This is a genomic window from Gracilimonas qinghaiensis, from assembly GCF_046602855.1.
In the GTDB taxonomy this organism is placed as follows: Bacteria; Bacteroidota; Rhodothermia; order Balneolales; family Balneolaceae; genus Gracilimonas.
This window is the reverse complement of record NZ_JBKINJ010000001.1, coordinates 449074-472415: the sequence shown is the minus strand read 5'-3', so window position 1 is coordinate 472415 and position 23342 is coordinate 449074. Positions and strand designations below refer to the sequence as shown.

The window sequence follows — 23342 nt, the reverse complement described above, 5'->3', positions numbered from 1 at the left end:
TTCATTTATACAACAATCAAGGCTATGATAGCATTTCATTGGTTTAAAATTATAGGCGTGTTGCCACTTCCCTCAAACATAAAATCTTAGACTATTAAAAATTTGATCTCTGTAATAATACTGTTGATCCGCTTCATCTACGCGCCAGTACCTATTGAATCTAAATTCATTCCTGACATGTATATAGTTCATCCATCTTAAATCGGTCGTGCGGGCTTTCAAATGTTAAATAAATACAACGTAAATCAGATCGATCAATGAACTGAACTTGGATTTACCTTAGTGATAGCAAATGTCCGTTCAATTTTGTAGGATGGATATAAACCATAATAAAATACAGCTGCAATGACCATCCAAGCTATAAAAGAACAATTAAAATCTTCTGACCGCCCCATCGCTAAATCATTTCATACCGGAGATCATTTCAAGGTGCTGATTTTTGGATTCAAAAAGGGGATGAAGTTAGAAGACCATACGGCTCATCATCCCACTAAATTGTTAGTTTTAGAAGGCAAAGTGATCTACCATCAATCCAAGAAAGATGAACGTTTAGAGCAATTTGATGAAATTGACATCCCTGCAGAAATATCTCACTCCGTAGCTGCCCTCGAAGATAGCCTGGTACTATTGACCCAAGGGTGAAAACATTTAACATCAAAAAGGAACATTCAAAACATTTAATATTTTTGTAGTAGTTGTTGGATATAAGACATTCAAAACTGTCCATCGTTAGTCTGTCATTCGGTGTATCATAAGTCAAAAAACTGAACTGCGATTAACCGAAGGGCCGAAAGATCGAACTGCGAATGATTGTGTACAGAGCGCCTGGTCTTTTTTGATATTGAGGCAACCATTTCGATATTACAGCTGTATAGGCATATAGAGACTATCACAGATGAAGTAAATTCATCCCAATTCAAAACTATATGCATATGAAATTCCGATACTTTTCACTCTTGACTATCTTTTTTATAGCTGCAGGGTTGTCTTTTACGGCATGCAGCAGCAGTTCCGGAACCGAAACAAATAGCGATACCAGTGACCCACCAACTAACGGAGGTGGTGGCACTTCCGGTCAAGAAGTTGAAATGGTCGGGCAATCCTTCAGTCCGGGGACTATTGAGGTGGAAGTCGGTACAACCGTTACGTGGGTGAATAGCAGCAGCATTGTCCATACAGTTACAAGCGGCTCAAATGGTGAAAGTGACGGCACCTTTAACAGTGGCAATATGTCACCCGGAGAGGAATTTACTTACACCTTCAATGAAGTCGGCGAATTCGATTATTTTTGTATTCCCCACGTCAATAACGGAATGGTTGGAACTGTCACCGTAGTGGATAGCGGTGATGGCAGCTAGAACCCTGTTTGTATTCTGCTTGGTTTTATTGTTAGATGCCCCCCAAGCACACTCCCAGCCTGATTCGGTGTATTACACTGAATCAGGTTTTGTGGAGTTTTCATCCCAGGTTCCACTGCATTCCTTTACCGGTGAATCCGAAAACCTTACCGGTATGATAGATCCTGAAAAGAACGTCATTGATTTCTATGTGGATCTAAACACTTTAAAAACAGGTATTGGAAAACGTGACAGGGATATGTACAAAACCTTAAACACGGATGAATACCCATTTGCCGAATTCACAGGTTCATTTGACTCTCCTGTTCCATCCTCATTGGAAAATACTGATACTCTCACCGTATCTGTTTCCGGAGATTTTACGATCAATGGCATTTCCAATCCTATGACCATCGAAGGAATTTTGGTACCTGTTCAAAAGGGTTTGAAGCTGGAATCAGGATTTAAGATCAATCTTAACGATCACCAGATCAAACCACCGGGAATATTATTCTATCGGGTTGACGAGATTCAGGATGTCACACTTGAGGCCATATTAAAGCTCACACCCAGAGAGCAATTAGTTAATAGTAACTGAACACCCAGGGAATGAATTACCATATCACACCTCATCCTTTATTACATATGAAAAGAACCTACCTAGTGGTCTTCATGTTACTTTTTCCAACCCTGGTTTTTGCTCAACTGGCAAGGGAACGAACAGTCAAGGATCCAGAGGTGGAAAAAACGTTTTTTTCTACGATGAATACCGGGATCAGCACGGTGGAGAACATAGATAAAAATAATCTGAAGAGTTCTGTAAAGCACTCTTTCGGTTTGGTAAGTGGCGGTGTTGATCAGTTCTTTGGTTTGGATAATGGTGCCAACACCAAGATCTCTTTGGATTATGGGATCAACGACCGCCTTTCAGTTGGTGTTGGTCGCATGACGTTTAACAAAGTTGTTGACATCAGAAGTAAATACAATGTTCTGAACCAAACCAAAACCGGAAGCACACCGGTAAGCATTGCATTAAAAGGGTCTTTGGGTATCACCACTCTTTCAGGCCTCGGATATACCTTCAATGACAGGTTGAGTTACTTTGGTTCAATAATGGCAGCCAGAAAATTTCATGCACTGAGTATTCAGGTAAGTCCTATGATCACTTATTTCAATAGCCCGTCACCCGGCGATGAACAGACGCTAGCAGGCCTCGGGCTCTCAGGCAGTTACGAATTGAATGATTTCTATGCCCTTAGCGCAGAATATCTGCCGATTATAAGTGACCGTAATCCAGGTACCAAGGATGCTTTTGCTATTGGTCTTAATATTGATACCGGCGGTCATGTTTTTCAGCTTTTTCTCAGCAGTGCTCAGTGGCATAATGAACCTTTTATTATGGCTAATAACAGGGACTCGTTCTGGGATGGTAACTTCAGGTTTGGTTTTAACATTCACAGAATATTTGGCCTTTAGGAGTAATAAATATTTTTCATTTAATTGAAAAAAATTAACAACACATATCCCCTTTGTTCTCGGAAATAATCAAAGGATGCAGAAAGCAACATAGAGATAGCCAAAAAGAGCTATACAAGATGTTCTATGCCTATGGTATGAGCATAACCCTGAGGTATGCCAATTCCCGAAATGAAGGTGCAGCTATCCTGAATGACTCTTTCATGAAGGTATTTGAAAATATTGATCAATATGATACAGAATGGGATTTCAAACCCTGGTTTCGCAGAATTGTGATCAATACGGCGATCAATGAATACCATAAGAATAAAAAAAGAATGGAGAAGGTAGAGCCGATATCTGATAAGCATAATCTGTTGACAGATAATAAAATCGTCAGCGGTATATCCTACGACGAGATCATTGAACTCATTCAGAAACTATCTCCGGTATACCGCACGGTTTTCAATCTTTACGTGATCGAAGGATATAAGCACAGGGAAATTGCAGAAATGCTTGATATCTCAGTCGGTACTTCAAAATCAAATTTATCCAAGGCTAAAAGTAATCTCAGAGCCTTGCTTGAAAAGAATTTAGTGTAACACGGAAATATGTCAGACAAAAAACATAACGACCCCTTAGAGGATCTTTTCAAAGAAAAGGTCAATGATCCTGATATAGCTTTTCAGGAAAGTGACTGGCTGGCTCTTGAAAAGAAATTAGATAAAAAGGCAGCCTACGTGACCCGCCAGAAAACGATCAGGCTTACAGCGGCGGCGGTGATCCTATTCATGTCTCTGATCGGATATTTTACTTATCAAAACTATAATGATATCAATTCATTGAATGACCGACTGGAGGGTCAGGTCACACAAAATGATACTTCAGAACCTCAACCGCAAGTTCCACAAGATCAACCTCAGAAAGCCTCTAATCCTGATAACTCAGAACAACCTGAAGGTGTTGATAATGTTGAACCGGTAAAACCACTGAATGATACTGCGGGTCAGGTGATGGCCGAAGGAAGTAAAATCTCAAAAAGTGACATAGGAGCCGCTGAAGTCAAAAAACCGATTGAACAGAATGTTGCATTCAATCCTGATCTGAAAGACCGTTTAGTATCTGTCTCAGATTTTGAGGCGGAATCAACCCTGCCTTCTTTATCAAAAGGATCACAAATACCTGATATTCCTTTATATGCTACAGCACCTGCAAGTGGTGGCCGAACCGGAATCTTGCATTCAAGCAATCGTTTTACCGATGATCAGACCCTGGATACCAGATCCAGATTAAATATTGGTATTGTAGTATCTCCGGATCTTAGTACAGCGGGAGGTATTAGTCAGTTTGAACAACCGGGATATAAGTTAGGTATAAGAACCAGTTATAAGATAAGACCCAACATATCTATCGAAACAGGTATTATGCGTTCCAGTGTACGGTATAGTGCAGGAATCAGTAGTTATGATCTACCGGATTATCAGAATAACCCTAACAATCTGAGCAGTATCTATGCTGAATGTATGATCCTAGACATCCCTCTGAATGTAACTTTCAATTTCTGGAACCTCTCAAACTCCCGTTTCTTTGCTTCTGCCGGACTTTCATCCTATGTGATGCTTAGTGAGGATTATACTTTCAGTTATGACTATAGCTATCCCGGTCAGGAAACAAATTACTCGGAGAGATCCGGGAAAACACACTTGTTCAGCAATTCAAGTCTTTCCATAGGTTACGAGTATGATATTCATAAAAATTGGAGTCTTAGTGCTGAGCCCTTTATCAAAATCCCCCTTAAAGAAGTCGGTTGGGGAAATGCCAGACTTTACACGTTGGGCACTTTTGTGACACTAAATTATCGGCTTTAAGTAAAGTAATTATCATTCGTTTTTTTACAGTAAAACCTGCCTATTTGTTTTTCAGCGACTTGTAGATCGAAGTAAAAAGAATCACGATTCACCGATGGACCGAACTGCGAATAAGGTCAGTCATGCTGAAGAAACTTATGAAGCATCTTCAAAAAGTATGTGCAACTCTATAGTTGTGTGGATCCTTCTCCGCCAGCCGAAGGATCAGTATAAGCGTCTGTAGACTTGAAGGATCATGTATTTAAATACTACATAAAAAAATGGCCGGTGTTCAGTCCGGCCATTCTCTAATGAGTATATCATGGGTTTAAGTACCCCATATTCTTCTTAGCGTAATCCGTTAGGCAATCCCTTGCAGATTCGGCTTACCGCATCATGGCTATGCAGGCTTTCCATGTGTACGCAACGTACAACGAAGTCGCGGATGCTGTTATAGCTGTCGAGTTCATCGTAGAGTAATCTTGCAGCATCTTCTACGAATTTTTGAAAAGCACCGTTCATCTCGGCAAAAGCTTGCTCATCTTCGCGCTTTACCATGACCTGAGTTTCTGTTTTCAGGGCATTTCGGCAGATCTGAACCAGATCCTCCACGAAAAATTCATCTTTTAAGGCCACTGTTATATTGGCAATGCTACGCTGACTGTGTGGAATACTTGCCACTCCGCGTGTTTCCCTTGCGTGTTCCGCCAGCTCATAACTGCATGGGCAGGCACTGCTGTACTCAAAATCGAGATGCATATGCTTTTGGAACTGACCGTAGTTATCGAGTCGGCCTTCCAGTTGCACCTTGTAATACTGATACCCTTTCATACCTGAACGCAGGCTATCCATCAGCAGTGGATAGTTGAATGTTATCCTTAGGAACGATTCCTGACTATCAAGATCTTCTTTATATGCTTTCAATATGTCTTCAAGTCTGTCGAGGTGAAAGACCTTATCCTGAAACTTGTAGAAGGTGCGCATGATGCGACTCATATTGATGCCTTTCTTATCCATTTCAAGGCTCACGTAGCCATCTACCGAAGCCTCGAGGGTGACAGGCTCTCCTTCTCTTCTACTGAACTTCAGCGGCAGCTTGAAGTTTGAGATGCCTACCTGTTGAATCGGGACATTTGCTCCTTCAATAAGTGAGGCCGGACCATTCTGTAGGTCAGGTAAAGATTCTTTGTATTCAGGTGTTACCGTAAAGGTAGGGTCATAAATACGTTGTACGTCATTTGAAATCATAGTTCTTCTCTTACTGCTAATTGTATAATGAATAGTCTGTTAGATTCCCAGATAGGGACAATATTCGGCCACGTTTCGTTCGGTCTCAAATAATTTGACCTTATATAGCTTACCACCGTTGGTACAGGCTGCTTCCACATCTGCTCGGAGCTGGTCATAAAATGCGCGAACCAGGTTTTCAGAAGTAGGTATCGTGCCCTTCAGAAATGGAACATCCATATTGAGGTTCCGGTGATCGCAAGGCTCGAGGATCTTCTTCTCTATAATAGATTTCAATTTCCCCAGATCAATCACAAAACCCGTTTCAGGATCCGGCTCTCCCGCTACCGTCACTTCGATCACGTAGTTATGTCCGTGCCAGTTTGGGTAGTTGCATTTGCCAAACGTATCCTGATTCCACTCCTTGTTCTTGTCAGGATTATGGAGTCGGTGTGCTGCGTTAAAATGTGCTTTTCTTGTTACAAGTATCAAAGTCAGTCTGTTTTTAAGTTTTCAGATGCCTTAACATTGAAAAATTAAAAACAGTTCTGCAAGTGGAAAGATTTTTATAGAAGTAGTCAGTATCCAGAACTTAGAAATCAGTAGGGCTTATCTGAGTTCCGACTCCTAAGTCCTGAATTCATTCATTAATATCCTACTCTGCTTTTATTTGCGAACCGAACGAGCGACAACATCACGGGTACTTCGATGAGTACTCCGACAACGGTAACCAAGGCCGCACCAGATTGGAGGCCGAAGAGAGCGATAGCCACAGCAACCGCCAGTTCAAAGAAGTTACTGGCCCCGATCATGGAACCCGGAGCACACACCTGATATGGTAAACCGATCTTTTTACCACCGTACCAAGCCAAAGCAAAGATAAAATAAGTTTGAATGGTCAACGGAATGGCGATGAGCAGAATATCCAATGGCTGAGCCACAATTCGTTCTCCCTGATAGGCGAAGAGCAAAACCAAAGTGATCAATAGCGCTGAAATGGAAACCGGTTTAAATTTTGGAAGAAATTTCGAGAGGTACCACTCCTGCCCTTTCTTAGCAATAGCGACCTTGTGCGTTAAATAACCCGCCACTAAGGGAATAACTACAAAAACGACAATGGAAGCAGTAAGGGTATTCCATGGAATGGTTATATCAGTGATACCAAGCAAAAGTCCCACAATGGGTATAAACAGAATAAGAATTAGTAGGTCATTGACCGAAACCTGAACCAGTGTGTAGTTTGGGTCCCCATCAGAGAGATATGACCAGACAAATACCATGGCCGTACAAGGGGCAGCTCCCAATAGAATAGCACCGGCTATATATTGGTCAGCCAATTCGGGACTTAACCAGGCTGAATAAATATGATCAAAGAAGATCCAGGCAAAAAAGGCCATCGTAAAGGGTTTTATCGCCCAGTTTATAATCACCGTCCACACCACACCCTTTGGTGATTTCCCGATCTCCTTAAGGGAGGCAAAATCAACCTGCAGCATCATTGGATAGATCATGAGCCAGATCAGGATGGCAACAGGGATGTTTACTTTATAGATCTCCCAGTCACTTATCACCTGTATGGAATCACCTGCCAAAAACCCAACGCCAATTCCAATTGCAATGCATAAAAGTACCCAGAGTGTCAGGTATTTTTCAAAGAACGCAATCTGCTTTTCAGCCATGAAATTTTAAATATGAGTTATATTAGATTTATTAATTGAACTACTTTTTGGCAGGGATCAACATCAGTGGTTTTGAAGTGTGGCGTGCAACACGCAGACTGTTGCTCCCTATAAATATATCCTCTGCATAGCCCTTGCCCTGCGATCCCATCAGTATCATGGACATATCTTTTTTATCTGCATATTCGGTGATCTCGATCCAGATATTACCATGTTTGGTTTCACTTTTAACGTCCTTTACACCCATGCGATCTAGATAATCTACCCGTTCCTTTAATTTGTCAGGTTCTCCCTCTTTCGGCATGGTTTGAACATTCAGGATCATCACTAAGGATTCCCGCAGTTCCTCTTGCTCAAAGGCTTCCATTGCCCGGTCAGCAGCTTTTGAAAAATCAATTGGTAGTAAGATATTTCGTCTTACGTTCTTGCAAATCGATATTTCTCCTTTACCTGGTTTGTCAGATATGCGGAGCAACAGCAAAGGGACGTCTGCCCTGTGAATCACTTCTGATGCCACACTTCCCAATAACATATCGGCCAATAAATTGTGCCCCTTGTTCCCGATCACCAAAAAGTCGGCACCCGACTCACCCATAGCTTCAAGTATCTCGGTAGGAGCATACGATCCTTTTTCCACCTTCAGTATCCAATCAGTATCCAGTCCCTCGTCATTCAACTTCGCTGCATAATCTGACAACTTCGATTCGTAGGTAGATCGATCAAATTTCTCACGTCCGTTGGGATAATCCTTTGTTACCACAGTAAAGAGGGTGACCTTTTGGATACCGATCTCTTTGAGATCTGACATCCCCTGCACCAGATCATCACTGGAAGGTGACAGGTCGAGAGCAAGCATTGCGTTTGAAAATTTCATAATGAACCTCCAGTTATTGGATTGTTATTCGATGCCTTAAGGAATATACAATGCTCATTTTAAGAGAATATAAATTGACTGCATTTTTATCATTTGTGATAGCACAGACACTTTTTACCAGTTTAGCTCCCATACTTCAAAGCGAGAGAAAGCTGACCAGAGTGTAATGCGGTATGTGTCATGACACGACCCAGTGCCTGAGCCTTAGTAACTGTTCCGAATTCCGCCGTTGTTACGGTTCCCTCCCAGTCACTAATGTCCTTTATGGCAGATCCAAGTTCATTCTCTGCTTCCTCGATCATATCAAGCAGCTCTTTGAGCTTCGTAAATTTACCACGGTCTTTGGCCAGTGAGCCAATAGTTTGCGCCTTGATCTCGAGCTCCTTGCCGAATACATTTTTAGCAAATAACAATTCTACCTCTGCCATATGCCGAAGCATCCATCCTACTGAATTCGATTCAGGGTGAAGTCGCTTTGAGAGGTCATCTTCAGAAATAGAATCAAGTTGTCCGGTCAAACGAGTTCGTCCGGTTAGCCACATTTCATACATCATTATTAATTGATTTATAAACTGAAATTGTAATTCGACACTCACATTTTATTCTTTTAACCTAGGATCTAACAACAACCTGCCAATTCACCGCTCGTATCTACACGAGGTTTACAGACGGTTGGTTTTACCGTAAGCATAATGGTCACATCCCTTGTGGTCTCTATGATACTGCCTACAGAATAAAGTACGGTTGAATGGATCGAATCCCCAAATTCTACCAGAAGTTCTGCCTGATCTTTGTACTCAATTTTCTCACCTACGATTTCAAAGATCTTCAGTGCTTTTTCCGTTCTCCACTCAGCAATATCTTTTGAAGCTTCATTTATCCATAACTGAACCACTGTTTCATCGTACTGATGCGGATTACCTCCACAATCTACAGAGGACACACTGTGATTTTGAATTTCTGTAATGTGCAGATCACCTGAAAGGCGTGTGTTGTCAGGCAAAATGAATGACAGATCTTTTTTGGTGTTAGAAACTAACATGTTTATGAAATTTTGGGTTTTCACAGTTATAACCTCATAAAAATTTTAATTTTTCGGACTCAATAAATTAATTGCATAAATATAACAGCTGGTAGCTGTGTGTACCTCTTGTCACATATCCCATACCACAACTGATCTTCGCTTATTCTAATGCATTAAAAGTGAGCAAATTTGCAATTCATCGTAATTATACGATTAATACCCTCTAAATCCAATTCAATTATGTGACTTTTTCTGAACCAAACGGCACAATTGAGGTTTAGTGTGATTATTTTGAATCCGTCCTGCTGTCCACCCTCGTAGTCATTTTTGCTCCTCTTTTTGTTATGCCCATTGCAGTACCTTCCCTTCTTAAAAACACCCCACCCGTATAAAATCCAAAGTGCTATAGGTCGCGGGGCATAAAGTCCGTAAGAAACGGAAATAACAGCAGGTATGTTTTTTATAAAGCTATAAGAATCATAAAATTGAGAAAATGCCTGATTTTATATATCACTTTAAAGAGCTGGATCAATCAAGAGTAGAAGATGTGGGAGGAAAAAACGCTTCACTAGGCGAAATGTATCGTGAACTCAACGCAGAAGGCATTCGCGTCCCCGATGGTTTTGCCACATCAGCCGATGCGTATTGGAAATTCATTGAAGAGAATGAGTTGGAAGATCAAATCAGTCAACAGCTGGAAAAACTAGACCGCGATGGGTTTTCAAATTTGGAAGAAGTTGGAGTAAATATTCGCAACAAGATCATGAACGGTGCAATACCAAAAAATTTGGCCCAGGCTATTAAAAAGGCCTACCGAAAACTGCAAGAGCGCGAGAAAGACCTGGAGAGTGTAGCGATTCGTAGCAGCGCCACAGCAGAGGATCTGCCTGAAGCTAGTTTCGCCGGTCAGCACGAGTCGTTCCTCAATATCAAAGGAGAGGAAGATGTAGTGGAAACCGTACAAAAGTGTTACGCTTCCCTCTTTACGGACCGCGCTATCAAATATCGAGAGGACAATGATTTTGACCATATGAAAATTGCTCTTTCAGCCGGAGTGCAAAAGATGGTTCGGTCAGATACAAGCTGCTCAGGTGTGGCTTTTACCATCGACCCTGATAATGGTTTTGAAGACGTAATATTCATCAACGGGAGTTGGGGGCTCGGTGATTATATAGTAGGCGGTGAAGTGCTTGGCGATCAATTCTATCTTTATAAAAGAAATTTAAAAAACGATAAACTCCCCATTATCTCAAAAGATGCAGGCAAAAAAGAGAGAAAGCTGGTCTACTCTGAAACAAAGAGTGATAAAGCTCAGAATACCAAAGATGCTAAAACCACAAAGGAAGAGCAGCGTTCGTTTATCTTATCTGATCAAGAAGTTGAAAAACTGGGAAAGTGGTGCCTGAAAATTGAAGAACATTACGAAAAACCAATGGATATTGAGTGGGCTAAAGATGGGAATTCAGAGGAAATTTACATTGTACAGGCCCGACCTGAAACGGTTCATTCCTCTAAAAAGAAGAAAAATAAACTTAAGCAGTATACCCTTAAAGATGACGGAAACGTGATCGTATCTGGAAACAGTATAGGCGATAAAATTGCAGCAGGAAAAGCGCGGATCTTAAATTCAACTGATGAATCAGACAAGCTCAAAGAAGGTGATGTGCTGATCACCGAAATTACCAATCCCGATTGGGACCCCATTATGAAAAAGGCCTCTGCCATTGTAACTGACAGCGGTGGCCGAACCAGTCATGCAGCTATTGTAGCCCGAGAGATGGGAACCGTCGCCGTAGTAGGAGCCGAAAACGCTACAGAAAAGATAAAGGACGGACAGGAGATCACTGTTTCATGCGCGGAAGGACAGGATGGAAAGGTCTACAAGGGAATTCTTGAATGGAGAGAAGATGAGATCAATACAGATGAATTAGCTGAGCCCGATACTGACGTGGAACTGATCCTCGCCAATCCAAAGCTTGCGTTTCAATATGCAGATTACCCGGTGGATGGTGTCGGTCTTGCCAGACTGGAATTTACCATCAATAATTCTATCAAAGCCCATCCTTTGGCCCTTGTCCATTTTGATGACCTGGAGGATGATGAGGCCAAACAAGAAATTCAAGAATTGACTGCCGCATATGATGATAAGGAAAACTACTTCATAGAAAAATTATCGATGGCCGTTGCTACAATTGCTGCCACATTTTATCCGCGGGAAGTTATAGTGCGGATGAGTGACTTCAAATCTAATGAGTACGCAAAATTACTAGGCGGAGAACAATTTGAACCCGAAGAAGAAAACCCGATGCTTGGTTTTCGTGGTGCCTCCCGCTACTACAGTGATCAATATCGTGATGGGTTTCGTCTGGAATGTTTGGCCATGAAACGCGCACGGAATGAAATGGGCATGGATAACATCAAGCTGATGATACCATTTTGCCGGACAGCAGAAGAAGGTGAAAAAGTGGTGAAGGAAATGGAAAAACATGGCCTGAAACAAGGCGATAACGGGCTTGAACTCTTTGTTATGGTTGAGATCCCATCTAATGTAAAAGGTATAGAAGATTTTGCAGGGATATTTGACGGTTTTTCGATCGGTTCCAACGACTTGACACAGCTTATTCTTGGTGTAGACAGAGATTCAGAACTTGTGAGTAATATCTTTGATGAAAGAAATAAGCAAGTGCAGGAAATGATCGGAACCGCTATTGAAAAAGCTAAAGATTCTGACAGAAAGATCGGTCTTTGCGGGCAAGCGCCCAGTGATTTCCCTGAGTATGCTCAATTTCTGGTAGAGAAAGGTATCGACAGCATATCATTCAATCCTGATGCGATCGCAAGAGGCATTAAAAACATACTGAAAGCTGAAGGAAAGGGCTAACTACATACGACCATTCCGAAAAACGGCTTATCAGAAACCGAGGTGAGATCGCAAAGATTCGAAAAATTAAAGGCCTGACCTTAGCAGACTCATCATATAAAACATTTCAGTAGCAATCTGCTTACACCGCTCGTCATAGACCTCAGCCTCTTTATCCGTTCCGTCTGCAACCTTGGGATCTACATAAGTGATTGACTTTCGGAATTCAGCACCCGGTACAAATGGACAGTTTTCATCAGCATCAGAGCAGGTCATGATGGCGGCAAAGTTCTTATCCGGATTGAAGTCATCATAAAATTTCTTGGAGAAGCAGATCATAGGTTCAGCTTCATCGCTGAACGACACTTCATACCTGGGATTTTCCCCATCGGGATTCTGCACTTTAAATCCGGCTCGTTCTATAGCTGCCACGGCTCTGGGATTGAAAGCGGTGGCCTCGGTTCCACCGGAATAGGTTTCAAGATCTTTTATGCCATAGTAGGCAGCTGCAGTCTGAGTCCATATTTGCGCAAGGTGACTCCGCCGACTATTATGTGTACATATATAATTAAGCCGTGCCATTTCTTCTGATTTTTTTTTGGAAAGTATATAGTCAGCAACCGTCTTAAGATCTTTTACCCGGTCCGAAGGGATTGAACCAAAGTTAGAAACCAATCCATTGATATAAGATTTTAATTTCGAGAATATCATCTAATATCTATTATCTGATTATTGCTGTTATTGTGTAGAGTTGCCTTCTTAATACTATCCTGGAAGTCCGATCTACCTGTTTTGTATAACTCATTTTCAACGCCTCGTTAGGAATAGATGGCGTGCCCGGTTCACAGGTAAATAAATAGAGCTCCATTACCCGTTCTCCAAACGTTAAGCTAACAACAACCCGAACCTGGCTCACAAATTTCTGTGTTATCAGATCCAATCATTGTCACTTCATTTTCCATACCACCGGTTTTTTGTGCAAATACGGTAATACTATAGATGCCGGTCTCGCCTGAATTAAATTCCTCAATTTCTTTCTCACTTAAATACTGACTTAAGATATCTACCGGGATCTCGATCGGTTTTTCCTTCTGGATGGTTATGTTCTCAAAACCGGCTTCTTTGATATGTCCTAAATAGTCATTCTTCTGAATAGCCCCTGCCACGCATCCAGCATACATTTCAGCATCCTCGCGAAGACTATCCGGCAGTTCCCCTTCCAATACTATATCAGATATACTGAAGTGGCCACCCGGTTTCAGCACTCTGAAAATCTCCGAGATCACTTTCGGTTTATTGGGAACTAGATTCAATACACAATTACTAACGATAACATCTGCAACGCCATCAGAAACAGGCATACCTTCAATATCTCCGTATCTGAACTCAACATTATTGAAACCTAGTTTATCTGCATTTTCACGAGCCTTTTTAATCATAGATTCGGTAAAATCTATACCAAGCACTTTCCCTTCCAAACCGGTTTCGTGCCGTGCTACAAAGCAGTCGTTGCCTGCACCGGAACCCAGATCGATCACGTAGTCTCCATTTTTTATTTGTGCAAACTGTGTTGGCAAGCCACAGCCCAACCCAAGATCTGCATCCGCACTATATCCTTCCATCTCACTATAGTCATCTGTCATTATATTGTAGACTTTCTTGGAATCACCGCCGGCTCCACAGCAGCTTCTTGCATTATAGGTTTTCCCCTGCCGACTGATCTCATCATATTTTTTACGGACGGTTTCTTTTAGTTCTTCTGGAGATTTTGTGCTGGTTTTTATCATGTTAAAAAATAATGAGTCTTTAAATTAATTATCTAGAGTCAGCTAATTTGAATAATTAGCAACAATTCGGATTTTTGCTTTTGAGATCCAAAAAGAATTCATCCAAAATAGAGCGAAATGCTGTCAGATTATTTTCATCCAAACAGTAACATGTCCTGATTCCCTCGATCTCACCTTTTATAATACCAGCGGATTTCAACGCTTTCAGGTGCTGCGATACCGTTGACTGTGCCAGTGGAAGTTCTTCTGTGATATCACCACAGTAACAGGCATTTCGTCGCGCAAGGATTTCGAGGATTGCTATACGAGCAGGGTGTGAAAGAGCCTTCGCAAATTCTGCAGCTTTCACTTCTTTTTCACTAAATAGCTTTGCTTTGGTTAGTGCCATAGTCTTTTATCGTAAATTTACGATAAAAGGTATCACATTTGGATCCCGGAATCAACAATACACCCAAATAATTGTAGAAACAAATAGCTGTATATCTCTACTTGAGATAATTAATCTTAGTATTGGCAAAAGCTTTCTTCTGACACTTAATAAATATCAAAGAGAAATAAATAAGATCTGCTTTAACCTTTGTATTAAGATTTTAGACAATATCCCACGTATTTCCACTTCGAATCAGGTCATGAACTGACTGAAAGTCACTTCGTTCTTTTGCGTCCACAATGGCCTGATGCACTTCCCTTTCAAAGCTAGGCTTTTCTACTTTTCGGATTATGCCTGTAGCAACGGGAAAGTTTGGTAACTGCATACGGGCAAGAGCTAGATGAAATATGGTATCATCTTCAGTAGGGTCGTGAACCAACGACCCTCCAATTTCATCTTCAAGAGTCATTTTATTGAGTTTCATACCCTCTACTTTCAAACCGAATTCTTTATCGTTACCAAAAACAATGGGTTCTCCCTCTTCCAACACTACCTGATGTTCATCTTTGGTATCACGTCCCGTTATTTTTTCGTGGATTCCATCAGTAAATATCACGCAATTCTGAAGTACTTCTATAACTGAAAATCCTTTGTGGTTATAGGCCTGCATCATTGCCTCTTCCATCATTTTGGGATCATTATCCGGAACGCGGGCGTAGAATGTTGCGCCGGCACCTATCGCAATCTCTCCGATATTGAACGGATTTTCATAATTACCTTCAGGTGCGGTCTTCGTTTTTACTCCTGCGGGAGTAGTTGGTGAAGACTGTCCTTTGGTCATCCCGTAAATCTTATTGTTAAAGATGACCAAATTGAGATCGACATTCCGTCTGCAGGCATGGATAAAGTGATTCCCCCCAATGGCCATACTATCACCATCACCTGAAAATACCCATACATTTAGATCAGGATTGGCAAGTTTAGCTCCGGTAGCAACCGGCAAAGCCCGTCCATGGACGGAATGTATACCGAAAGTCTCCAGATAATAAGTGATCCTGGAAGAACAACCGATCCCTGATACGCTAAGATTATTTTCTTTGGCATGATCCATTTGAGCAAATGCCTTCTGCATATTCGCCAGAATCATATAGTCGCCACAACCCGGGCACCACCGAACGGCCTGATCGGTTTTAAAATCTTTTCTCGTCAATGGAGTTTTTTTATCAATTGTATCAGTCTTCATATTTACTCCGATAAATGGTTTACGATTTCCGCTTTAATTTCGGACGAGAGAAAAGGTTGTCCCTGAATCTTATTAAACTGCCTGTAATTGAAATCAGGAAACTTAGATCTCAAATAATGAACAAATTGTCCGTTATTTAACTCACAAACCAATATTTCATCATACCTGCTCAATATCTCTTCTGTATTTTCAGGCAGAGGTTTTATGTAATTGAAATGCGTAAATGCAAGGTCCTCTTCCCCATTTTCCATGAGTTCAGTTACCGCAGTATTGATAGCTCCGAATGTACTTCCCCATCCAACAACCAGCAGTTTACCTGTATCGGCTCCATGAACTTCTTGTTTAGGTAACCGAGCTGCGATCCGGTCAATCTTTTCTTCACGGATTTTGGTCATCTTTTGATGATTCAGTGGCTCATAAGTAAGGTTCCCTGTATTTTCTTTTTTCTCTAAACCACCGATACGGTGCTCAAATCCCTTATCTCCAACACTCATCCAGTATCGGTTTAGAAATTCAGGTTCGCGCATGTACGGTTCCCAATCTTCAGGAGGACCTTCAAACCGAGGTATTTTTATATCCTCGAGTTCATCAGGATTTGGAATTCTCCATGGACTTGTACCACTTGCCAGATAGGTATCAGACATTAAAAGAACGGGGGTAACATGCTCCATGGCAATTTGAGCGGCTTTATAACTGTAATTGAAACAATCATCTGGTGAACTTGCAGCCATTACAACCATTGGAGCTTCACCATGTCGGCCGTATAAAGCCTGATTTAGATCAGCTTGTTCTGTTTTTGTAGGTAAACCGGTAGATGGACCGGCCCGTTGTACATTGACCACTACGAGCGGTATTTCAGAAATTATAGCTAGACCCAAGGCTTCTGATTTCAAAGATACACCGGGGCCTGAAGTGGTAGTTGCCGATAAATTTCCGCTAAATGCAGCACCAATTGCCGCAGTTACCGCAGCGATTTCATCTTCAGCCTGAAGTACTATGGCCCCAAGATCTCTGCGTTTCGAAAGCTCATGCATTATTTCGGAAGCTGGGGTAATTGGATAAGAACTCAGAGAGAGTTTTCGACCACTTTTTTCAGCAGCTGCCAACAGACCCCACGCAATAGCAGTATTTCCGTCGATATTTCTATATGTGCCGGCAGGAAGTTCCGCCGGTGGTATCACGGAATTTCCGATCAATTCTGTTGTTTCAGCAAAATTATATCCCACTCGAAGCGCTTTCACGTTTGCATCAATCAATTCAGGTTTTTTACTGAATTTTTTCTCAATGAATTTAATGGTGGATTCAAGTGGACGGCTAAACATATAAAGTACCAACCCAAGCGCAAACATATTTTTACTGCGGGCAACCGTTTGCGTGTCCAGACCTAGATCTTTTAAGGCTTCTTTGGTCAGTGAGCTGGCAGGAGCGCGTATAACATCATAGTCGCTTAAGGAGCTATCCTCGAGTGGATTTTCCTCGTAGTTGGCTTTTTTAAGATTCTTAGAGGTGAAGTTGTCCTTATCTGCAATGATGGTTCCGCCCGACTTTAAAAACCCAAGATTAGCAGCAAGTGCAGCCGGATTCATCACAACCAATACATCAACATCATCACCCGGCGTGTATATTTCCGTACCGCCAATTTGTATCTGAAAACTGGAGACGCCGCCAATACTGCCCTGAGGGGCACGTATTTCGGCCGGAAAATCGGGTATGGTAGTTAAATCATTTCCTGCAATACCGGAAGATTGTGAAAACATGTCTCCGGTTAACTGCATGCCATCGCCAGAATCACCTGAAAATCGTATTACAACTTTCTTAACCTCTGGTACTAGAACTTTATCCGCCATACCTACTCCTTAAGTTATTTTTGTAAAAAGTAAAATTCTAAAACTTTATCCGTGCAGAAGTTCTTTTCTCTCAAGCAGTACATCTTCAGATTCTTCATGTTCCGGATCTATTATTATACAATCAGGCACAGGACAGAATGATATACACTGTTCTTCATCATGGAACCCTTTACACTCGGTGCATTTATCTGCGACGATAAAGTAGAATTCATCTGATATTGGATCCTGCATTTCATCAGCTTCCACTTCTTCTCCGTTCAGAAGAGTAACACTGCCTGAAAGGTTGGTACCTTCAGCCATTGACCATTCTGCTCCTGGTTCGTAGATAGCCTGGTTAGGACATTCTGGTTCGCAAGCTCCGCAATTGATGCATGTGTCGGTTATTAGTACTGCCATGGTCTTAAATTTGGTTTAAATTTTAGGTAAAAAGTTAATGATCTGTATCTATTTTAGATATTTAGACAAAAAACTCTACTTTAAAATAGATAAAACAATTATGACTCACAATTTTCGGCACTGCTAACCACAATATTTAGAATCGATATAGATTGCGTTTTATTTAAGCTCATCTACGTTAAATCCCTGTAACGCTTTGATATAGTTAGCACGCTCAAAAGCACTAGGATCTCCAACCGATGCTGAACTCATAGCTCCTTTCATCTCCTCCAGTGAGGTGTATTCTTTTTCTTCCATCCACTGCTCCATATCACTAAGCATGGTAGTGAGTACTTTTGGTCCGCTATATAATAATACAGATGCCATCATAGCAACATCGGCACCGGCTAGCACCATTTTAATGACATCTTTCGCGGTGTGAATACCTGTCGTAGCAGCAAGACTGCATTCCAGGTGTGGACGCAGCATTGCGATCCATCGAAGCGGAAGTCTTTTTTCAAAAGTACTGCTGAGTTCCAGACTGGGCTCGACATCCAATAATTCCAGATCAATATCAGGCTGATAGAAACGATTAAACAAAACCAAACCGTCTGCGCCAGCATCTTCGAGGCGCTTAGCCATATTTCCAAATGAACTGAAATAAGGTCCCAACTTTACAGCAACAGGAATATCAACAGATTCCTTTACTGCCTTAAGGTCATCAATATACATCTGCTCTACACTGGCTGAGGTCATTTCGGGATCTCCGGCGATGTAATAGATATTTAATTCAATGGCATCGGCTCCGGCTTCCTGCATTCGCTCAGCATAAGACATCCATCCCCCCTTGGAAACACCATTGATACTGGCAATGACCGGTATGTCCACGGCATTCTTGAGGGTGGCAATTTGCTCGATATAATCTTCGGCGTGTAGATTATGGTATTCCTCGGGTTCAGGAAAGTAGCTCAGCGCTTCTGCATAACTTTCATTGGCAGTATTCATGTAATGATCCAAAGCCTGATTTTCTGCGTTGATTTGCTCCTCAAACAGAGAATACATCACCACTGCCGAAGCACCGGCATCCTCCATTTGCTTTACGTTATCAACATCGCTGGAAAGTGGAGAAGCTGATGGAACAAGTGGGTTTTTTAAAGATAATCCGAGATATTTTGTTTCTAAGTTCATAATGTTTAAAAATTAGCCCGTTAAATAAATTTTAGTGAATTCAAGTATTGAAAGACAAAGCAATTAGCAGGTATTAACCCGCTAATTGCATCCTTAACACCATTAATCTTCCGGTTCTTCATCAGCTTCCGGTTCATATACTTTTTCCATCTTCTCATAAACATTCCATTGCTCATGGACCTGTTTTTGAGCTTCAGTCATGAGTTCTTTAGCTAACTTAGGTTTGGATTTAGCCAGCATCAGATAGCGCATTTCGTTATATGCGTAATCTTTCAATCCAATCTTAGGAGGTTTAGAATCCAGTTGGAAAGGATTTTTACCTTCTTTTGTTTTGGTCGGATCAAACCTGAATAGTGGCCAGTAACCTGAGTCCACAGCCAGTTTCTGTTGCTTCAGTCCATTCTTCATATCATAACCATGCGCGATACAGTGGCTATAGGCAATGATAATTGATGGTCCGGGGTAACGCTCAGCTTCGATAATAGCCTTCATGGTCTGCATATCACTTGCACCCATTGCTATCCGTGCCACATAAGCCTGTCCGTTTCCACTGCTGATAGACATTAAGCCAAGATCTTTTTTACCCTCACGCTTACCTGCTGAAGCAAACTTTGCAACTGCTCCCAGCGGTGTAGCTTTTGAACATTGGCCACCCGTGTTTGAATACACCTCTGTATCCATTACCAGAATATTGACATCCCGGCCACTCGCAATTACATGATCAAGACCACCATAGCCGATATCGTAGGCCCATCCGTCTCCACCGAATATCCAAACGCTTTTGCGTACCAGGTAATCGGCAATACTGTCGAGCATTTTCGCTTCGCCGGAATCTGACTTCTTAAGAATTTCCTTGAGCTTGGCAATGCGTTCTCGCTGTTCAAATATACCCGGCTCTGTAGTCTGATCAGCTTTCAGAATTTCTTCTTTTAGCTCAGCATCCACGGCTCCATTCATACTCGTGAGCAATTCACGGGCTTGCTGCTCTTGCTTGTCTATGGTTAACCTGAAACCAAGGCCAAATTCTGCATTATCCTCAAACAAAGAGTTAGACCATGCCGGCCCCAACCCTTCACTATTTTTTGAATAAGGTGTAGACGGAAGGTTACCGCCGTAAATAGAAGAGCAACCTGTTGCATTTGCGATGACCATTCGATCACCATACAATTGTGTAATGAGTTTGATATACGGTGTTTCACCACAACCGGCACAAGCGCCTGAGAACTCGAATAGTGGCTGAAGGAATTGAGCTCCTTTAACCGTTTCAGTTTTGAGGTCTTCACGCTTGTACTCAGGAATCTCGAGGAAATAATCCCAGTTTTCAGCCTCCTGTTCTACAAGTGATTCAATGGCCTCCATGTTAAGTGCTTTATGCCCCACTTGCGTACGGTCCTTGGCAGGACATACTTCAACACATAATTCGCAACCTGTGCAATCCTCAGGTGATACCTGAATACTTATTTTGGTATTGTCCGGCCATTCTCGTCCACGGGCATCCATAGACTTGAAGGTTTCCGGGGCTTCGTTGAGCCACTCTCCATCATAAGCTTTCATTCGGATTACAGCATGCGGACAAACCATCGCACATTTTCCACATTGAATACATATATCTGGATCAAGTACCGGAATTTCCTGGGCTATATTTCTTTTTTCCCACTTTGTTGTGCCGGTCGGGAATGTGCCATCAGGTGCAAATGCACTCGAAGGAAGACTATCTCCGTTTCCGGATATAATTTCAGCAATTACTTTTTGAACATAATCCGGAGCTTCGCTCGGTACCGCGGGACGCATCTCGATTTCCGATCCTGCTTTGCCCGGCACCTCAACTTCAAACAGGTTTTCTACAGAGTTATCAACCGCCGCGTAATTGCTTTGCAGTATTTTTTCCCCTTTGTTCCCATATGCTTTCTTGATCGCATCCTTGATAAGCAGGATAGCTTTTTCTTTAGGAAGGATATCCGAGATAGCAAAGAAGCAAGTCTGCATAACGGTATTGATACGATTTCCCATACCATTTTCACGGGCTACTTTGTAAGCATCAATACTGTAGAATTTGAGATCTTTATCAATTATCTGTTGTTGTACTTTTTCAGGAATATTATTCCATACTTCATCCGGGCCGTATGGAGCATTCAATAAGAAAGTAGCGCCGGGGCGAGCATGTTTTAGCATATCCAGACGGTTCAGAAACTGGAATTGATGACATGCCACAAACTTCGCTTTGTCAATCAAATAAGCTGATCGAATAGGTTTAGGCCCGAAACGCAGATGAGATACGGTGGTAGCTCCTGATTTCTTGGAATCATATACAAAATAACCCTGTGCATAGTTATCAGTATTATCACCAATGATCTTGATAGAGTTTTTATTTGCACTAACCGTACCATCAGCGCCCAATCCATAAAACAAGCCTTCAAATACATCTTCATCAGGATCCCAGCCTTCGTTTGAGAAGTCTAAGCTAGTATTTGTGATATCATCATGAATACCAATGGTGAAGTGTTTTTTCGGTTTATCTTCTTTTAGTTCATCAAATATTCGGGCAATCATCGGCGGAGTGAATTCTTTTGATGACAGACCAAAGCGGCCGTTTGTTACCTTGAGCTCGCCGCCAAAATCTTTCCAATCTTCCACCCTATTCTCATGAACTGCTGCAAGTACATCATTATATAACGGCTCCCCTGTACTTCCGGGTTCTTTTGTTCTATCCAGCACAGCAAGAGCGTTAACACTTTCAGGAAGAGATTGGATCAGATGGTTCATGCTAAACGGGCGGAATAAGCGGACTTTTACAAGTCCAACTTTTTCGCCTTCAGCGTTCAGTTTATCTACAGTCTCATGAGCGGTCTCGGCTCCTGAACCCATCAAAATAATAACCCGTTCGGCATCTTCTGCCCCGTGGTATTCAAAAAGTTTGTACTCTCTGCCCACAAGTTCTGCAAATTTGTCCATAGTGTTCTGAACAATTTCCGGACAGGCATTGTAGAAAGAGTTCACTGATTCACGAGCCTGAAAGAAAACATCAGGATTCTGTGCGGTACCCCGTAAAACCGGCCGGTCGGGAGTAAGTGCTCGGTTTCGGTGGTCAATGATCCACTGATCATCAATCATTTGTTTCATCACCTCAACCGGGATCTGCTCTATTTTCTGTACTTCGTGTGAGGTTCTGAATCCATCAAAAAAGTGAATAAATGGAATACGGGATTCGAGCGTGGCCGCATGAGCTATCAGTGCCATGTCCATAGCCTCCTGCACGCTGTTCGAGCTTAACATTCCCATGCCGGTCATACGGGCAGCCATGGTATCGCTATGGTCTCCAAAAATAGATAATGCATGTGTGGCTACTGAGCGGGAAGCAACATGTACTACAGCCGGTGTCAACTCACCCGCGATTTTGAACAAATTGGGAATCATCAGCAATAAACCCTGAGAAGCCGTGAAAGTAGATGCCATGGCACCTGATTGTAATGCACCATGCAAGGTACCGGCAGCTCCTCCCTCACTTTGGAGTTCAATAACCTCAGGAACGGTTCCCCAGATATTCTTTCTGCCACCCATTGTCCATTCATCCGACCATTCCCCCATTGGCGAGGCAGGCGTAATTGGATAAATCGCTATTACCTCACTCAAATTATGGGCTACATAGGCAGTAGCTTCATTCGCATCAATGGTTAATTTTTTGTTAGACATAATGAATATCCTCCGGGGATTGTTTGATCGATAATTTCATCTTCAATATTAATTCTGTTTGCAAAATATATACTCATCATTTTGTGAATTTTATGAGGCTTTGACCATTAAGCACATCTTCTGTTAAGGCTTCCAGGGTTTTGGTTTCAAACAAAAGCTTCACATGATCCCTGATCCTGCTGTAGTCCGTGTGAATCGGGCAAGGGTCCTCTTCATTACATTCTCTAAAACCTATACCACACTGATCAAAAATATCCAGTCCGTCTATCGCCTCTACAATTTCAATCAGGGTTATTTCTTTTGGAGCCTTGCTTAAATGGAATCCTCCATTCGGTCCCTTCATTGAGATGAGCAATTTATGCTTTACTAGCAGCTGTAAAATTTTACTTAAAAAATGCTGGGGTATATCCTTTTCACTGGCTATTTCATTCAAACTGATGTTCTTCTCCTCTGTTGAATGAGAGGCGATATAGAACATTGCCTGAAGTCCATAATGACAGGATGCCGAAAACATATCAGTGAGTTTATAAGATTATTTG

The 23342-nt window shown here is 41.9% G+C and carries 22 protein-coding genes and 1 pseudogene; 7 read left to right on the top strand and 16 right to left on the bottom strand.

Features of this window, described 5'->3' with window-relative positions:
• Window positions 1-345: 345 nt before the first annotated feature.
• From ACKGJO_RS02135 to ACKGJO_RS02110, 6 genes are all read left to right on the top strand, one after another.
• Window positions 346-642 (top strand): cupin domain-containing protein, encoded by a 297-nt coding sequence (locus tag ACKGJO_RS02135; RefSeq protein ID WP_411321744.1) that lies wholly within the window; start codon window positions 346-348, stop codon window positions 640-642.
• Between the two features lie 290 nt (window positions 643-932).
• Complete coding sequence (locus ACKGJO_RS02130; RefSeq protein WP_411321743.1) at window positions 933-1358, top strand: cupredoxin domain-containing protein; 426 nt, start codon at window positions 933-935, stop codon at window positions 1356-1358.
• The gene (locus ACKGJO_RS02125) at window positions 1348-1935 is read left to right on the top strand and encodes a YceI family protein (RefSeq protein ID WP_411321742.1); all 588 of its coding nucleotides are present in this window, start codon (window positions 1348-1350) and stop codon (window positions 1933-1935) included. Before ACKGJO_RS02130 ends, ACKGJO_RS02125 begins: the two co-directional genes overlap by 11 nt.
• A gap of 47 nt (window positions 1936-1982) precedes the next feature.
• A complete protein-coding gene (locus ACKGJO_RS02120) occupies window positions 1983-2813 on the top strand; it encodes a DUF5777 family beta-barrel protein (protein WP_411321741.1) in 831 nt (276 codons plus the stop codon).
• Between the two features lie 53 nt (window positions 2814-2866).
• Window positions 2867-3394 carry an RNA polymerase sigma factor gene (locus ACKGJO_RS02115; protein WP_411321740.1) on the top strand — a complete coding sequence of 176 codons (528 nt, stop codon included), beginning with the start codon at window positions 2867-2869 and terminating at the stop codon, window positions 3392-3394.
• A gap of 9 nt (window positions 3395-3403) precedes the next feature.
• Entirely contained in the window at window positions 3404-4660 is a 1257-nt protein-coding gene (locus ACKGJO_RS02110; protein WP_411321739.1) for a hypothetical protein, read from the top strand.
• A 327-nt stretch (window positions 4661-4987) separates the two neighbouring features.
• Here the strand turns inward: ACKGJO_RS02110 and folE2 are convergent, their stop codons facing one another.
• The 6 genes from folE2 to ACKGJO_RS02080 all read right to left on the bottom strand — a co-directional run bounded on the left by folE2 (window position 4988) and on the right by ACKGJO_RS02080 (window position 9485).
• On the bottom strand, window positions 4988-5887 hold the full coding sequence (gene folE2 / locus ACKGJO_RS02105) for a GTP cyclohydrolase FolE2 (protein ID WP_411321738.1): 900 nt from the start codon (window positions 5885-5887) through the stop codon (window positions 4988-4990).
• Between the two features lie 39 nt (window positions 5888-5926).
• On the bottom strand, window positions 5927-6358 hold the full coding sequence (locus ACKGJO_RS02100) for a 6-pyruvoyl trahydropterin synthase family protein (protein ID WP_411321737.1): 432 nt from the start codon (window positions 6356-6358) through the stop codon (window positions 5927-5929).
• Window positions 6359-6513: 155 nt separating this feature from the next.
• Window positions 6514-7545: an ACR3 family arsenite efflux transporter gene (arsB, locus tag ACKGJO_RS02095; protein ID WP_411321736.1), complete on the bottom strand. Its 1032-nt coding sequence runs from the start codon at window positions 7543-7545 to the stop codon at window positions 6514-6516.
• Between the two features lie 40 nt (window positions 7546-7585).
• A complete protein-coding gene (locus ACKGJO_RS02090; protein WP_411321735.1) occupies window positions 7586-8419 on the bottom strand; it encodes a universal stress protein in 834 nt (277 codons plus the stop codon).
• Window positions 8420-8541: 122 nt separating this feature from the next.
• A complete protein-coding gene (locus ACKGJO_RS02085; RefSeq protein ID WP_411321734.1) occupies window positions 8542-8973 on the bottom strand; it encodes a DinB family protein in 432 nt (143 codons plus the stop codon).
• A 65-nt stretch (window positions 8974-9038) separates the two neighbouring features.
• Window positions 9039-9485 (bottom strand): DUF6428 family protein, encoded by a 447-nt coding sequence (locus ACKGJO_RS02080; RefSeq protein ID WP_458860086.1) that lies wholly within the window; start codon window positions 9483-9485, stop codon window positions 9039-9041.
• Between the two features lie 451 nt (window positions 9486-9936).
• Between ACKGJO_RS02080 and ppsA the strand changes: the two genes are divergently transcribed.
• Window positions 9937-12324 carry a phosphoenolpyruvate synthase gene (ppsA, locus tag ACKGJO_RS02075; protein ID WP_411321732.1) on the top strand — a complete coding sequence of 796 codons (2388 nt, stop codon included), beginning with the start codon at window positions 9937-9939 and terminating at the stop codon, window positions 12322-12324.
• A gap of 66 nt (window positions 12325-12390) precedes the next feature.
• Here ppsA and ACKGJO_RS02070 read toward each other — a convergent pair whose 3' ends face one another.
• From ACKGJO_RS02070 to ACKGJO_RS02025, 10 genes and pseudogenes are all read right to left on the bottom strand, one after another.
• Window positions 12391-13014, bottom strand: coding sequence for a low molecular weight phosphatase family protein (locus ACKGJO_RS02070; protein WP_411321731.1), 624 nt, complete (start codon window positions 13012-13014; stop codon window positions 12391-12393).
• A 179-nt stretch (window positions 13015-13193) separates the two neighbouring features.
• A complete protein-coding gene (locus tag ACKGJO_RS02065; RefSeq protein WP_411321730.1) occupies window positions 13194-14090 on the bottom strand; it encodes an arsenite methyltransferase in 897 nt (298 codons plus the stop codon).
• 55 nt (window positions 14091-14145) lie between these two features.
• Entirely contained in the window at window positions 14146-14478 is a 333-nt protein-coding gene (locus tag ACKGJO_RS02060) for an ArsR/SmtB family transcription factor (RefSeq protein WP_411321729.1), read from the bottom strand.
• Window positions 14479-14680: 202 nt separating this feature from the next.
• Entirely contained in the window at window positions 14681-15703 is a 1023-nt protein-coding gene (locus tag ACKGJO_RS02055; protein WP_411321728.1) for a 2-oxoacid:ferredoxin oxidoreductase subunit beta, read from the bottom strand.
• A 2-nt stretch (window positions 15704-15705) separates the two neighbouring features.
• Window positions 15706-17550 (bottom strand): 2-oxoacid:acceptor oxidoreductase subunit alpha, encoded by a 1845-nt coding sequence (locus tag ACKGJO_RS02050; protein WP_411321727.1) that lies wholly within the window; start codon window positions 17548-17550, stop codon window positions 15706-15708.
• 45 nt (window positions 17551-17595) lie between these two features.
• A complete protein-coding gene (locus tag ACKGJO_RS02045) occupies window positions 17596-17850 on the bottom strand; it encodes a 4Fe-4S dicluster domain-containing protein (protein ID WP_411323288.1) in 255 nt (84 codons plus the stop codon).
• 27 nt (window positions 17851-17877) lie between these two features.
• Window positions 17878-17946, bottom strand: a pseudogene (locus tag ACKGJO_RS02040) (4Fe-4S binding protein); the annotation flags it as partial.
• A 159-nt stretch (window positions 17947-18105) separates the two neighbouring features.
• On the bottom strand, window positions 18106-19113 hold the full coding sequence (locus tag ACKGJO_RS02035) for a dihydroorotate dehydrogenase-like protein (protein ID WP_411321726.1): 1008 nt from the start codon (window positions 19111-19113) through the stop codon (window positions 18106-18108).
• Between the two features lie 102 nt (window positions 19114-19215).
• Window positions 19216-22803 (bottom strand): pyruvate:ferredoxin (flavodoxin) oxidoreductase, encoded by a 3588-nt coding sequence (gene nifJ / locus ACKGJO_RS02030; RefSeq protein WP_411321725.1) that lies wholly within the window; start codon window positions 22801-22803, stop codon window positions 19216-19218.
• A 76-nt stretch (window positions 22804-22879) separates the two neighbouring features.
• A complete protein-coding gene (locus ACKGJO_RS02025; protein WP_411321724.1) occupies window positions 22880-23317 on the bottom strand; it encodes an RrF2 family transcriptional regulator in 438 nt (145 codons plus the stop codon).
• Window positions 23318-23342: the final 25 nt, after the last annotated feature.